Here is a 12568-nt window from a genome sequence, read left to right as displayed (position 1 = left end):
CCACAATTAATCATTATTCCCACCACACGCGAAATTGCTGGGTGGTATCACTCACCCGGACAGGCTCGCCCAGTTCCGGTGTCAGCAGCCGATAATTTTTGTCCGCACTGGCTTTTGCCAGCTGGATCAACGGGTCGTTCCAGGTGTGTTTCGCCAGCACAAAGCGCCCGTTATGTCCCGGTACCACGGCTTTAGCATTGAGATCCGCCGAGGCCTGCGCGGTTTCATCCGGCAGCATGTGGATGTGCTTCCAGTCCTGGTCGTACTGGCCGTTTTCCATGATGGCTAAATCCACCTCGCCAAACTGTTCACCGATAGCCCTGAAGTGCGGGCCGTAACCGGAATCCCCGCTGTAGTAAACCTTCTGCTCTGGCGTGACGAACATAAAGCTGCCCCACAGCGTCTGGTCACGCTTAATGCCACGTCCAGAGAAGTGACGCGCCGGTAGCACATGCACCGTCAGTTCATCACTGATATGCACGGACTGGTTCCAGTCACGCTCATCAATAATCTCTGCCTTCATACCCCAGTAGCGCAGATGAGAACCCACACCCAGCGGGGTGACCACCTGCTTCACCTTTGGCAGTAACGCCCTGATGGTGGCGTGATCCAGATGGTCGTAGTGATCGTGCGAGATAATCAGCAGATCGACCTCCGGCATACTGCCCGCATTCCACGGATACTCACCCGCGAAGGCTTTATTGAGGAATGAGAACGGCGCGGCGTAATCACCGAGCACCGGATCGATCAGGATACGTTTTCCCGCCAGTTGCATATACCAGGAGGAGTGACCAAGCCACACCAGAGTGTCTTGCTCCAGAGGCAAACCCGCGAGATCGGTTTTCACCAGCGGCAATGGCTGAGCAGGACGGGCGTTTTCGGTTTTTTTGGTCAGGAACTCCCACATCGCCACCAGCATATTTTTGTCGCCGTTATAACCCGGCGTAGGGAGCGTATTGTGGAATCGTCCGTCTCGGTACTGTGGAGAAGCCTCCACTTCCGGGAGCTGCTCACCCTGCGGTGGCTGGCCAAATCCGGCGTTCAGGACAAAAGGTAAACTCGCAGCTGAAGCAATAATCATGACAAACACCACGCAGATAGAGAGAGACTTTTCATATCCTGACCCGAATACGCGCCCCTTCCGATGGTTTGCGCGGGTTGAGCTTGATTATGAGTGAGTAAGCACTCATTATAGATATGCTGATAAAGTCGTCAAGACGTTTTCGATCTTTGACATTCCGCGTTGCAGCGTGGCAGAGCACGTGTTTCAATCATGGCTTTTACAATTGACAGGAGGAAAAATTTAGTGGCACGTCCGAAGAGTGAAGATAAAAAACAGGCCTTACTGGAAGCAGCAACCGCTGCATTTGCACAGTCAGGGATTGCCGCCTCAACGGCGTTAATTGCCCGTAACGCGGGCGTTGCTGAAGGCACACTGTTCCGTTACTTTGCTACGAAAGACGATCTGCTGAATGCCCTCTATTTGCACCTGAAGCAGGATCTCTGCCAGACCATGCTGGAGAACCTCGATCGCACCATCACGCTGCCTAAAGAACATACCCGCAATATCTGGAACAGCTATGTGGACTGGGGTATTCGTAACCCCGTTGCTCATGCGGCTATCCGCCAGATTGGCGTCAGTGAAAAGTTGAGCGCCGAAACGGAACTGGCGGTGAAAGAGATGTTCCCGGAACTCCATGAGCTGTGCCGCCGTTCGGTGCGCCCGGTGTTTATGTCGGATGAATTTAAAACGTTTGGCGATGCGCTGTTCTTATCGCTGGCCGAAAGCACGATGGAATTCGCCACCCGCGATCCGTCTCGCGCAGGGGATTTTAAATCCCTCGGTTTTGAAGCCATGTGGCGCGCACTTGCCATTGAGGACGTTAATGGACAGTAAATCACTGCAGGAACACGCAAAACGCGTGGCACTGGAAATGCCCTTTACCGAACAGTGCTGGCCGTTTGGCCCGGAATTTGATGTGTTTAAAGTCGGCGGTAAGATTTTCATGATTGTCGCGGTCGCCCACGGGCGGCCTCATATCAGCCTGAAGTCCGAACCGGAAAAATCCCTGTTAAATCAGCAAATCTACCGCGGGGTTGAGCCTGGCTATCATCTGAATAAAAAGCACTGGATCTCACTCTATGGCGGAGAAGACATTACGCCAGAACTGGTGGCCGATCTGGTGGCTGACTCGTGGAACCTGATTGTCGATAAACTGCCGAAAAAAGATCAGAAGTGGATCCGTCCAGCCTGATTGTTCGTCTGAGACGAACAGTATAAGCGCTCGAATCGCACTTATCTTTTTCCGTTTCGCCCTGTAATCTGCTCTCCTTTCACGCCCCTGTGGGGCGAATGTAACCACCAGGAGTTGTAATGGATATTATTTCTGTCGCCCTGAAGCGCCATTCCACCAAGGCGTTCGACGCAAGCAAAAAACTGACCGCCGAAGAAGCGGAAAAAATCAAAACCCTGCTGCAGTACAGCCCATCCAGCACCAACTCTCAGCCGTGGCACTTTATTGTAGCCAGCACCGGGGAAGGTAAAGCGCGTGTGGCAAAATCTGCGGCCGGTACTTACGTGTTCAACGAACGTAAAATGCTGGATGCTTCTCACGTCGTGGTCTTCTGCGCGAAAACCGCAATGGACGATGCCTGGCTGGAGCGCGTGGTCGATCAGGAAGATGCCGACGGCCGTTTTGCGAACCCGGAAGCAAAAGCCGCTAACAACAAAGGTCGCCACTACTTCGCCGACATTCACCGTGTTGATCTGAAAGATGACGACCAGTGGATGGCAAAACAGGTTTACCTGAATGTCGGTAACTTCCTGTTGGGCGTGGGCGCAATGGGCCTGGATGCCGTGCCGATTGAAGGCTTTGACGCCGCGATCCTCGACGAAGAATTTGGCCTGAAAGAGAAAGGCTACACCAGCCTGGTGGTGGTACCGGTTGGGCACCATAGCGTGGAAGATTTCAACGCATCCCTGCCGAAATCTCGCCTGCCGCTGAGCACCGTCGTGACGGAGTGCTAATCACTGCTGGTACGCCGGGTTCCGGCGTGCCAGATTTCAATACAGTATGATTTGCGGATGTTTGACTCCACACACCAGCGCATAACGCGTTAACGTGTCGAGACTTGCCCGCGTAATATTGGCTTCCATTCGGGATACGGTTGGCGCACTGACGCCCATTCGCTCCGCCACCTGCGCACGCGTAAGACCGGCATGATTTCGCCATTGCGCCAGCATCTCGCGTAAGCGCTCCTTACGTTCTTCTGCGTCAAAAGCAGCCTTTACATCAGAGTCACTTAACAACTCTGCTCTCAACTCATCCCAGTCAATGATCTTCTTGCTCATCCAACATCTCCTGTTGTCGTTTCAGTGCCAGACGGATCTCCACAGAAGGTGTTTTCTGCGTTTTTTTGATAAATACGCGCAAGAGATAAATCGTCTTATCCCGCTGATAAACGTATATCCCGCGGCTATGGATTAGCCCGACGGTGCGTATTTCAAACAAGCCATATGACAATGGTTTGCTGTCGGGAGCCCGTAGTACGGTTGGGTTATTGCGTAATTTATCAAGCTGGCGAATCAACTTCGCTTGTACCCCTGCAGGCAAAGAGAGGATCTCTTCTCTGACTGCCTGATGAACGATGAGTCTGAACACGGTTTTTTCATCCCTGATGATATTAGCATGTAAGGCAATTTGCATTAAAGGCTAATTTTGCCTTTCGTGATTCACCTTACCTGTTTTATCCAGGCTAAACCGAATACCTGTTGATTCCCTGAAAGCCCTTCGCAAAAAACTTATCTGGCCGTACTTCCGGCGTGCCAGATTTTCTCCGCATAACGGCCTATCACCGCCAGCGACGCCGCCAGAATCAGGAAAAACACGACCTTGTTCATCCCATCCCAGAAGTATTCGAAGTAGCGGGTGTAGAGGTTAATGGCGAGGAACGTCAGACCAAAGCCACGCAACATGCCGTCGTCGGTTTTCAGGCTGATGTAGATACAAATTGCCGCCGCCACGGCGAACAGCAGCGCCCACGGCAGAAGCGATGCCTGAGTGATGCTGTACCAGTTATCGATATCGTAATTACCAAAAATCGACATGATCCACAGGGCAACAAAGAGATACGTCAGGCCCATCGCTTTACTGGTGGTATAGAGATGTCGCGCCTGTAACATTGCGCGCAGCACCCAGCACAGCGCCAGCAGCGCGCCCCCGAAGAAGATAAACCGCACCGGGTAATTCATCCCCAGCCAGTAAGCGCCCCAGCCGGACATATACCCCGTCTGTGCCCCAAACCAGTTACCGAGCGAGAGTAAAAAGAACAGCCACACTAACCCGGAACGCCCAAAAAAGCCCACCAGACCATAAACGGCGCAGCCCGCCAGGAACAGCGGGGCAATGTGGCCGCTGCCGTTATCGAGCCGTTCACCGAGCTGCCAGAGAGCAATCGCCGTAAAGAATACGCCGAGGAACAGGATCGCTTCAGTGCTGTAGTGCCACTGCGTTTCTCGCCGCTGACGGCTGAACCCCCACAGGTAGAATAATACCGCCACCAGCGCGGGCAGCCCGATACGGGCGAGGGAGGAGAAAGCAAAGAATTCAATGATACGCGCCATCAGTTCGCTGTCGGAAAACAGACTGCCAATAGCAATGATGACGCAGGCCAGCGCCGTCCAGAAGGCATAACGGCTGAGGCGTTGCCAGTCCAGGGTCACGCGCTGCAGCGTACCGGCCAGACGCTGGCGTTCCTCGGGGGTTAATGCCCCTTCCTGCTCCCACTCGCTAAGCGCACGGTGAAGGAGACGTTCCTGTTTGCGGGTAACGTTCATATTCACTCCCTGAAAAGTCAGATGTTAATTGAGTATAACAGCCTGTTCTGCCAGCCACGTCATCGCCCTTTCCCCCGCCTCATCCACTGGCAAATACACCAGCAGCCGCGACCCGTTGCGCGGAGCAGAGTACCAGTACATTTGCTGCAGAGTAAAATTTCCCAGCTCAGGATGCGTGAACAGCTTCAGCTGATTTTCCACACCGCGAACATCGTTGCGCTGGTGCCACAGGGTTTTAAACTCCTCAGACACCGCAAAGAAACGTGCCAGTTTGGCTTCCCAGAGTGGATCGCCCCGGTGTTCGGCCATCGCCGCGCGGAAATAGGAGACAAAAATCGGCAGTACGTCATCACGTTTGCCCAGACGGGCACGCCACGCCGGATGCGTCAGAAAAAGATAAATGCAGTTGCGATCTTCTGGCGGGATGGCGTTAAAGTCGACGCCCATCAGATGACCGAAACTGTCGTTCCACGCCACAATATCAAAATTCGGTTTCTGAATGCTGGCAGGCTTTGGCATCAGCGTATCAAGCAACCGGCGCGTGCCTTCGCTGATGCTCTCACAGCAGGCCGCCTGCGGCGCTTCACCCGGCGGCAGGCCAGCCAGTACAAACAGGTGTCGGGTTTCAGTCGGGGTACACTGCAGCGCTTTGGCTATTGCGGCCATCACCGCTGTAGATGGATTCACATCCCTGCCCTGCTCCAGCCAGGTGTACCAGGTGACGCCCACATCTGCCAGAAAGGCCACCTCTTCACGACGCAGCCCCGGTGTGCGGCGACGGCCACTCCGTGGCAAGCCGAGACGCTGGGGATCGAGGCTTTCACGCCGTGCGCGTAAAAATGCCCCCAGCTGTTTTCGGGTGTCATCCTGAAGTGAGATGACGGGTTCAGACATCAGCGCCATAAATCCCCCTGCATGGTAGTACCAGTACCAGTATAAGTAAGAACTGGTACCCGTTTATGAGATCACCGATGCTACGACCATCTGCTGAATGACGCAATGGAGTCACCATGAATACGTCAGTTGTTTCACCGGGTCGCGCAGGCCTGATATTGCTGTTAACCGGCCAGATGCTGCCGCTTATCGATACGTCAATTACGAACGTAGCGCTGGATTCAATAACCCATTCGTTACACGCCACCGCCACCGGGCTGGAGCTGATCGTCGCCCTCTACGGCGTGGCTTTTGCCGTCTGTCTGGCACCCGGCAGCAAGCTGGGCGATAACCTGGGCCGCCGTCGTCTGTTTATGTGGGGCGTGGCGGGCTTCGGCCTCGCCTCGCTGCTGTGCGGGATGGCGGGCAACATTGAACAGCTGCTTGCCGCGCGTATTGTTCAGGGTGCAGGCGCGGCGCTGATCATGCCGCAGATCCTCGCCACGCTGCACGTCACGCTAAAAGGCACCGCCCATGCCAAAGCCATTAGCCTGTTTGGCGGCATAGGCGGCATCGCCTTTATCGTCGGGCAGATGGGCGGCGGCTGGCTGGTATCCGCGGATATCGCCGGGCTGGGCTGGCGTAACGCGTTTTTTATTAACGTGCCAATTTGTCTGGTGGTGCTGGCGCTGAGCCGTCGTTACGTGCCAGAAACCCGTCGTGAAACGCCATCGCGCATTGACTGGACGGGCACTGTGCTGCTGGCGACGATTCTCTGCTGCCTGCTGTTCCCGATGGCGCTTGGCCCACAGTGGCACTGGTCATGGCCGCTGAAAGCCGCATTGCTCGCCATCATCCCGCTCACCTTTTTTATGGTGATGAATGCGCGCCAGAAAGAACGGGAGAACGCTCATCCGTTGATCCCACCACGCCTGATGCAGCTTCGCAGTATTCGCTTTGGGGTGCTGATTGCGGTGCTCTTTTTCAGCGTCTGGTCCGGGTTTATGTTCTGTATGGCGCTGACCATGCAAACCGGTCTGGGCATGGCCCCCTGGCAGTCCGGGAACAGTTTTATCGCGCTCGGTGTGACCTACTTTATTTCTGCGTGGTTTGCCCCGCGCCTGATTGCCCGCTACAGCACCAGTACCATTCTGCTGACCGGGCTGGCGATCCAGATAACCGGGCTGCTGGCACTGATTGTGACGTTCCATTTCTGGGGGATGAACAACACTGCCCTGACGCTGGCTCCGGCGACCGGGCTGGTCGGCTACGGCCAGGCATTAATTGTGAACAGCTTCTATCGCATGGGTATGCGCGATATTCAGCCTGATGACGCGGGAGCCGCGAGCGCGATTTTAAGCACGCTACAGCAGGCTGCGCTGGGGCTTGGCCCGGCTATTTTCGGGGCGATTTTGCTGCATGCGCTGCAAAACCATCACGGTGATTATACCCAGGCGATAAATGTTTTTCTGGCGGTAGAAGCCACCATGATGGCAGGGCTAGCACTGGTGACGCTGTGTATGCGTCACCACCTGTGCCTGCCGGTGGTGAAGACCTGCCAGGCCACGAAATAAGCCCGGCACGCTCTTCGCCACCGGGCGAAAAGGGCCCTACTTCTTACGGGAAAGTTTAAATGCCGCAAACAGGAAGATCACCCACACCGGTAGCAGCAGCGCTGACAGGCGCATGTCGTCGATGGTACACATCAGCACAAGGATCATTGCCAGGAAGGCGATGCAGATGTAGTTCCCCGCCGGGTACAGCAGCGCTTTAAACTGTGTCTCCCGCCCTTTGCGGCGCATCGCCGCGCGAAAGCGCAGGTGCGCGAGGCAGATCATGATCCAGTTCAGCAGCAGTGTGGCAACAACCAGCGCCATCAGCAGACCAAAGGCCTCTTTCGGCAGCAGGTAGTTGATCAACACCACCAGCGACGTGATGGCTCCGGAAAGCAGCAGCGAGTTCACCGGCACGCCGCGATGGCTGACGCGGGTCAGAAACTTCGGCGCATTACCCTGCACGGAGAGCCCAAACAACATGCGGCTGTTAGAATATACGCCGCTGTTGTAGACCGACAGCGATGCCACCAGGATCACGAAATTCAGCGCGGAGGCCACGACGTTGCTGTTCAGATCGTGGAAAATCATCACGAACGGACTGCTGTCGGATTTCACTTCCACCCACGGGTAGAGCGCCAGCAAAACCACCAGCGAACCGATGTAGAACAGCAGGATCCGGTACACCACCTGGTTGACCGCTTTCGGGATGCTTTTATGCGGATCGCGCGCTTCAGCAGCGGTGATACCAATCAGCTCCAGCCCGCCGAAGGAGAACATAATCACCGCCAGCGACAGGATCAGCCCCTTCCAGCCCGTTGCCAGGAAGCCGCCGTGCTGCCACAGGTTATCGATGGTCGCACGCTCGCCACCATGACCGGAGAACAGCAGCCAGAGGCCAAAGCCAATCATACCGATGATTGCCAGCACCTTGATGAGCGCAAACCAGAACTCGGTTTCGCCATACAGGCGCACGTTCACGAGGTTAATGGCGTTGATGATAATAAAGAAGGCCGCTGCCCAGACCCAGGTCGGTACGTCCGGGAGCCAGTACTGCATATAGATGCCTGCCGCAGTCAGCTCTGCCATCCCGACCAGTACAAACATCACCCAGTAGTTCCAGCCGGAGAGGAAGCCGGCAAACGGGCCCCAGTATTTATAAGCAAAGTGAGCGAACGAGCCTGACACCGGCTCTTCGACGACCATCTCGCCGAGCTGGCGCATGATCAGAAAGGCAATGACCCCGGCGATGCCGTAACCCAGCAGCACCGCCGGGCCAGCCATCTGAATGGCGGGGCCGATACCCAGAAACAGCCCGGTACCGATAGCGCCGCCCAGGGCGATTAACTGAATATGTCGATTTTGCAAACCACGTTGCAGCGTCGGATTGTGCTCCGACGAGGCTTCAGAACTACCGCTGCCTGAAGCGGATGACGCGTCTTTCACGTCCTACCCCTGTCTCTTTTTTAGAAGGGGCACGTTTTAACACTTCATGCTGGTGGTAGCAAGAAAAGCAGCGGGGAACGACGTTGCATGCGGTGGCGATAATGAGTGTATTACCCCCCCGTTGGCCGGGGGGGGTATTAAGTCAGATACGGTAAATCTTAAAATACGCGGGCGTTACCGGTGATATCAATACGCACTGCCGCCCCCGGATTCCAGCCTGGCTGGCTGACGGTTTTCAGAACCAGCGGTTCCTTTTGCCCGGCTAACGCAAGCGTGAGGACGGACAAATGCCCGGTGAAATCCACATCGATAATCGAGAGCGGACTTTCATGTGGTGAACACGCCGTGACCCGCATCTGTTCAGGACGTAGCATCACCTTACCCTCGCCTGCCGCATATGCGTTGTCCGTACGTATCTCACCCAACGCACATACTGCACGCCCGGCGGCAAGCTGGGCAGGCAAGATCAACGCATCGCCAAGAAACAGCGCAGTCTCTTCATCCACCGGCTGGGTGTAGACCTCAAACGGCGTGCCAACCTGCGTGAAACGCCCGGATCGCATCACGGCAACCTGGGTGGCAAATGACAACGCTTCGTTTTGATCGTGGGTCACCAGAATAGAGGCCACACCCGCTTCCGCCAGCAGATCGGCGGTTGCCTTGCGCGTCATCGCGCGCAGGCCGGTATCCAGAGCAGAGAACGGTTCGTCGAGCAGCATCAATGAAGGACGCTGTGCCAGCGCACGGGCAAGTGCCACACGCTGTTGCTGTCCACCGGAAATCTCATGCGGCCAGTGTGTCGCAAGCTTCCTGTCCAGCGAGACCATCTCCATCAACGCTTCTACGCGCGCCCGTTTCTCGTGGCGGGTACCGTCTAAACCCCAGGCGATATTGTCTGCCACATTAAGGTGTGGAAACAGCGCCCCTTCCTGGGGAACAAAACCGATACCGCGCTGGTGAGCGGGGATAAAATTGTCTTCATCGAACAGCGTGCGGCCCTGCATCACAATGCGCCCGGCATCCGGCGTTTCAAACCCGGCCAGAATACGCAGCAGTGTGGTTTTACCCGACCCTGACGGCCCGACAATCGCTGTCCTGCTTCCCGGCGCAACGCTCAGGTTTAAACTGTCGAGCACCCGCACATCGGAAAACGATTTAGAAATGGACGTTAATTCAAGCATGTCATAGCCCTGCAATTTTTTTAGACTGCATGTAAAGGATCGCGGTCAGCGGCAGTGAGATAAGAATCATCAGCATGGCGTAAGGCGCAGCAGCAACATAATCGATCTCGCTGGTCAGCGCCCAGAAACCGGTGGAAAGCGTACGTGTCCCGAGCGGTGACAGCAGCAGCGTGGCGGTCAATTCGTTGCTGACGCCGAGGAAGACCAGTGCCGCCCCCGCCGCCGCACCCGGTGCAGCCAGCCGCATAGTGACACTCCACAGCGCCTTCGCTGGCGTGCTGCCAAGACTGCGCGCCACGTTTTCCAGCTCTACCGGAGCCTGAGCCATCCCGGCCCGCAGGTTAATCAGCGCGCGAGGCATAAACATCAGCAGATAGGCGAGGAACAGCGTAATTTCCGTCTGGTAGATAGGCCGGGCGTAATGGATGGTAACCGTGACCAGCGCAAGGGCGGTCACAATACCTGGCAGCGAGCTGGTGATGTAGATGCACCCTTCCAGCATCCGGAAGATGCGGCGCGGGTAGCGAATACCGAGCCAGGCAATGGGGATCACGCACGTGGTGGTCAGCAACGCACCGCCCACGCCCAGCATCAGCGTCTGACGCAACGAATGCCAGAGGTCAGCATTCATCCAGTTTTGTACACCGCCAAGCCATATCCAGCGGCAGAGCACACCTAACGGGACACCCAGAGCCAGGACGACCAGTAAAAGGAACAACATCTGACCCAGCGCAGCCGCAGCAGGTTTCAATGGCCAGCGTTTTTGTTCACGGGCGGCACCGGCACCAATACGCGCGTAACGTGCTTTACCGCGCGTGACCCCTTCCAGCACTAAAATGGCCAGACAGCACAATGCCAGCACCCCCGCCAGCATGTTAGCCGCAGGGCCGCTGAACGTTGACTGAAACTGGTCATAAATCGCCGTTGTAAAGGTGTCAAAGCGGATCATCACATACAGGCCATACTCCGCCAGCAGATGCAGCGCCACCAGCAGCGCACCGCCGCAGATAGCGAGTTTGAGCTGCGGTAACACCACGCGGAAAAAGACCCGCCACGGCGGTGTACCGAGCGAAGCAGCCACATCTTCAAGCGTGGGGTCGAGACGGCGCAGCACCGCCGCAACCGGCATATAGATAAACGGGTAGTAAGCTAAAACGGAGAGAAACACGCCCGCAGAAAGGCCGTGCATGGAGGGAACAACGCTCACCCAGGCATAGCTTTGCACAAATGCGGGGATCGCCAGCGGTGCGACCGCCAGCGCAGACCATATTCCCCGGCCAGCAAGCGTCGTGCGTTCTGTCAGCCAGGCGATTGCCACGCCAAGCACAATGCACAATGGAACCGCGAGCGCCGTTAGCCACAACGTGTTGCTGAGCAACTCAGCAACACGTGGACGGAATACCAGAACCTTAATGCTTTCCCAGCCCGTCTCAATGCCAATGGCAATGATAAAACCCAAAGGCAAAAGCGCCATTAATGAAAACAATATAGCTAACGCTACCATCGGCAGCGCAGGACGCCTGCGGACAGGCTCCCGCACCCCGTTTTTACCGATGTCGAGACTCAGACCAGACATAAGACGTTCACTTTACTCTCAGGATCACAGCAGACCGGCTTGTGTCATCAGCTCGATAACTTTTTTACTGTTGAGCGTTGAAGGTTCAACTTTTGGCGCATCGAGCGCATTCAGCGGAACCAGTTTCGGGTTAGAAGCGGCATTCACACCCACGGCATATTCAAAGGCATTGTTGGTACGCAACTGTTCCTGGCCTTCTTTACCGGTGATCCACTTAATAAACGCCTGAGCCTGTTCTTTATGTTTGCTGGAAGCCAGTACACCGCCGCCAGAGAGGCTGACAAACGCGCCAGGATCCTGGTGTTTGAAGTAGTAGAGTTTGGTGTTTTTGCTGTTTTCACCCGTTTTGGATTGATCAACAAAACGGTAGTAGTGATAAATCACCCCGCCATCAATCTGACCGGCGTTAACGGCTTTCATCACGGTGCTGTTACCTTTGTAGGCAACAAAATTGGCTTTCATCGCTTTGAGCCATTCCAGCGTGGCTTGCTCACCTTTCAGCGCCAGCATCGCACTGACGATTGCCTGGAAATCAGCGCCTGACGGAGATGCCGCCCAGCGTCCTTTCCACTCAGGTTTTGCCAGATCCATCAGCGATTTCGGCAACTGCTGCTCGCTCAGCTTTGCCGGGTTATAAACAAATACCGTGCTACGCGCGGCAATACCGATCCAGCGGCCATGCGCTGGTCGAAACTCCGCTGGTACCTGCTTTAAGGTGTCAGCCTCTAAGGGTGCAAACAGTTTTGCATTATCAACCAACACCATCGACGGAGAGTTTTCCGTCAGAAACACGTCCGCAGGTGAAGCGCTGCCTTCCTGAACCAGCTGATTGCCCAGCTCGCTGTCATCGCCATTACGCAGTGTGACTTTAATCCCGGTTTCTTTCGTAAAGCCATCAACCCATGACTTCACCAGATTTTCATGCTGCGCGTTGTAAACAACGATGCCTTCGTTGTTATCAGCCGCAACTGACTGTGTGGAAAGGAAAATTGATGAAGACAACAGTGCAAGCGAGAAGCATGACAATACGCGAGAATTCATAAAAATATCCTTAATAGACCAAAGTAAATAACAACGAATGGCTTTGCGGGTAAGGATTAAA

13 protein-coding genes are annotated in these 12568 nt (G+C 55.5%); 4 read left to right on the top strand and 9 right to left on the bottom strand.

The window, feature by feature from the left end; translation table 11 throughout:
- Positions 1-13: 13 nt before the first annotated feature.
- Positions 14-1081, bottom strand: a complete 1068-nt coding sequence (locus tag ACHHZ6_RS12025) for an MBL fold metallo-hydrolase (protein ID WP_182919552.1) — start codon at positions 1079-1081, stop codon at positions 14-16.
- 225 nt (positions 1082-1306) lie between these two features.
- Here ACHHZ6_RS12025 and ACHHZ6_RS12020 point away from each other — a divergent pair, with 225 nt between their 5' ends.
- From ACHHZ6_RS12020 to nfsB, 3 genes are all read left to right on the top strand, one after another.
- Positions 1307-1897, top strand: coding sequence for a TetR/AcrR family transcriptional regulator (locus ACHHZ6_RS12020; RefSeq protein ID WP_182274035.1), 591 nt, complete (start codon positions 1307-1309; stop codon positions 1895-1897).
- The gene (locus ACHHZ6_RS12015) at positions 1887-2255 is read left to right on the top strand and encodes an MmcQ/YjbR family DNA-binding protein (protein ID WP_182274034.1); all 369 of its coding nucleotides are present in this window, start codon (positions 1887-1889) and stop codon (positions 2253-2255) included. Before ACHHZ6_RS12020 ends, ACHHZ6_RS12015 begins: the two co-directional genes overlap by 11 nt.
- A 119-nt stretch (positions 2256-2374) precedes the next feature.
- Positions 2375-3028, top strand: coding sequence for an oxygen-insensitive NAD(P)H nitroreductase (nfsB, locus tag ACHHZ6_RS12010; RefSeq protein WP_182919548.1), 654 nt, complete (start codon positions 2375-2377; stop codon positions 3026-3028).
- A gap of 36 nt (positions 3029-3064) precedes the next feature.
- Here the strand turns inward: nfsB and ACHHZ6_RS12005 are convergent, their stop codons facing one another.
- The 4 genes from ACHHZ6_RS12005 to ACHHZ6_RS11990 all read right to left on the bottom strand — a co-directional run bounded on the left by ACHHZ6_RS12005 (position 3065) and on the right by ACHHZ6_RS11990 (position 5740).
- Complete coding sequence (locus ACHHZ6_RS12005; protein ID WP_182274032.1) at positions 3065-3352, bottom strand: helix-turn-helix domain-containing protein; 288 nt, start codon at positions 3350-3352, stop codon at positions 3065-3067.
- Positions 3333-3662 (bottom strand): type II toxin-antitoxin system RelE/ParE family toxin, encoded by a 330-nt coding sequence (locus ACHHZ6_RS12000; RefSeq protein ID WP_182274634.1) that lies wholly within the window; start codon positions 3660-3662, stop codon positions 3333-3335. The genes ACHHZ6_RS12005 and ACHHZ6_RS12000 overlap by 20 nt, the downstream gene beginning before the upstream one ends.
- A 140-nt stretch (positions 3663-3802) precedes the next feature.
- Positions 3803-4837 carry a DUF2157 domain-containing protein gene (locus ACHHZ6_RS11995; RefSeq protein ID WP_182919546.1) on the bottom strand — a complete coding sequence of 345 codons (1035 nt, stop codon included), beginning with the start codon at positions 4835-4837 and terminating at the stop codon, positions 3803-3805.
- 24 nt (positions 4838-4861) lie between these two features.
- Positions 4862-5740, bottom strand: a complete 879-nt coding sequence (locus ACHHZ6_RS11990) for a helix-turn-helix transcriptional regulator (RefSeq protein WP_196390952.1) — start codon at positions 5738-5740, stop codon at positions 4862-4864.
- 107 nt (positions 5741-5847) lie between these two features.
- Here ACHHZ6_RS11990 and ACHHZ6_RS11985 point away from each other — a divergent pair, with 107 nt between their 5' ends.
- Positions 5848-7284 carry an MFS transporter gene (locus tag ACHHZ6_RS11985; protein WP_395122260.1) on the top strand — a complete coding sequence of 479 codons (1437 nt, stop codon included), beginning with the start codon at positions 5848-5850 and terminating at the stop codon, positions 7282-7284.
- 36 nt (positions 7285-7320) lie between these two features.
- Here the strand turns inward: ACHHZ6_RS11985 and pheP are convergent, their stop codons facing one another.
- The 4 genes from pheP to ACHHZ6_RS11965 all read right to left on the bottom strand — a co-directional run bounded on the left by pheP (position 7321) and on the right by ACHHZ6_RS11965 (position 12507).
- Complete coding sequence (gene pheP, locus ACHHZ6_RS11980; protein ID WP_182274028.1) at positions 7321-8709, bottom strand: phenylalanine transporter; 1389 nt, start codon at positions 8707-8709, stop codon at positions 7321-7323.
- Positions 8710-8867: 158 nt separating this feature from the next.
- Positions 8868-9890, bottom strand: coding sequence for an ABC transporter ATP-binding protein (locus tag ACHHZ6_RS11975; protein WP_182274027.1), 1023 nt, complete (start codon positions 9888-9890; stop codon positions 8868-8870).
- A gap of 1 nt (position 9891) precedes the next feature.
- A complete protein-coding gene (locus ACHHZ6_RS11970; RefSeq protein WP_182274026.1) occupies positions 9892-11466 on the bottom strand; it encodes an iron ABC transporter permease in 1575 nt (524 codons plus the stop codon).
- 24 nt (positions 11467-11490) lie between these two features.
- Positions 11491-12507: an iron ABC transporter substrate-binding protein gene (locus ACHHZ6_RS11965; protein ID WP_182274025.1), complete on the bottom strand. Its 1017-nt coding sequence runs from the start codon at positions 12505-12507 to the stop codon at positions 11491-11493.
- Positions 12508-12568 lie beyond the last annotated feature (61 nt).

The organism is Enterobacter cloacae complex sp. 2024EL-00214 (assembly GCF_043945575.1).
In the GTDB taxonomy this organism is placed as follows: domain Bacteria; phylum Pseudomonadota; class Gammaproteobacteria; order Enterobacterales; family Enterobacteriaceae; genus Enterobacter; species Enterobacter cloacae_P.
This window is presented reverse-complemented; position numbering and strand designations above follow the sequence as displayed.

Bases quoted from the DNA above. Each gene is read 5' to 3' on its own strand.
- ACHHZ6_RS12025 (WP_182919552.1), bottom strand. From the start codon at position 1,081: ATGATTATTGCTTCAGCTGCGAGTTTACCTTTTGTCCTGAACGCCGGA.
- ACHHZ6_RS12015 (WP_182274034.1), top strand. From the start codon at position 1,887: ATGGACAGTAAATCACTGCAGGAACACGCAAAACGCGTGGCACTGGAA.
- nfsB (WP_182919548.1), top strand. From the start codon at position 2,375: ATGGATATTATTTCTGTCGCCCTGAAGCGCCATTCCACCAAGGCGTTC.
- ACHHZ6_RS12005 (WP_182274032.1), bottom strand. From the start codon at position 3,352: ATGAGCAAGAAGATCATTGACTGGGATGAGTTGAGAGCAGAGTTGTTA.
- ACHHZ6_RS11995 (WP_182919546.1), bottom strand. From the start codon at position 4,837: ATGAACGTTACCCGCAAACAGGAACGTCTCCTTCACCGTGCGCTTAGC.
- ACHHZ6_RS11990 (WP_196390952.1), bottom strand. From the start codon at position 5,740: ATGGCGCTGATGTCTGAACCCGTCATCTCACTTCAGGATGACACCCGA.
- ACHHZ6_RS11985 (WP_395122260.1), top strand. From the start codon at position 5,848: ATGAATACGTCAGTTGTTTCACCGGGTCGCGCAGGCCTGATATTGCTG.
- ACHHZ6_RS11975 (WP_182274027.1), bottom strand. From the start codon at position 9,890: ATGCTTGAATTAACGTCCATTTCTAAATCGTTTTCCGATGTGCGGGTG.
- ACHHZ6_RS11970 (WP_182274026.1), bottom strand. From the start codon at position 11,466: ATGTCTGGTCTGAGTCTCGACATCGGTAAAAACGGGGTGCGGGAGCCT.
- ACHHZ6_RS11965 (WP_182274025.1), bottom strand. From the start codon at position 12,507: ATGAATTCTCGCGTATTGTCATGCTTCTCGCTTGCACTGTTGTCTTCA.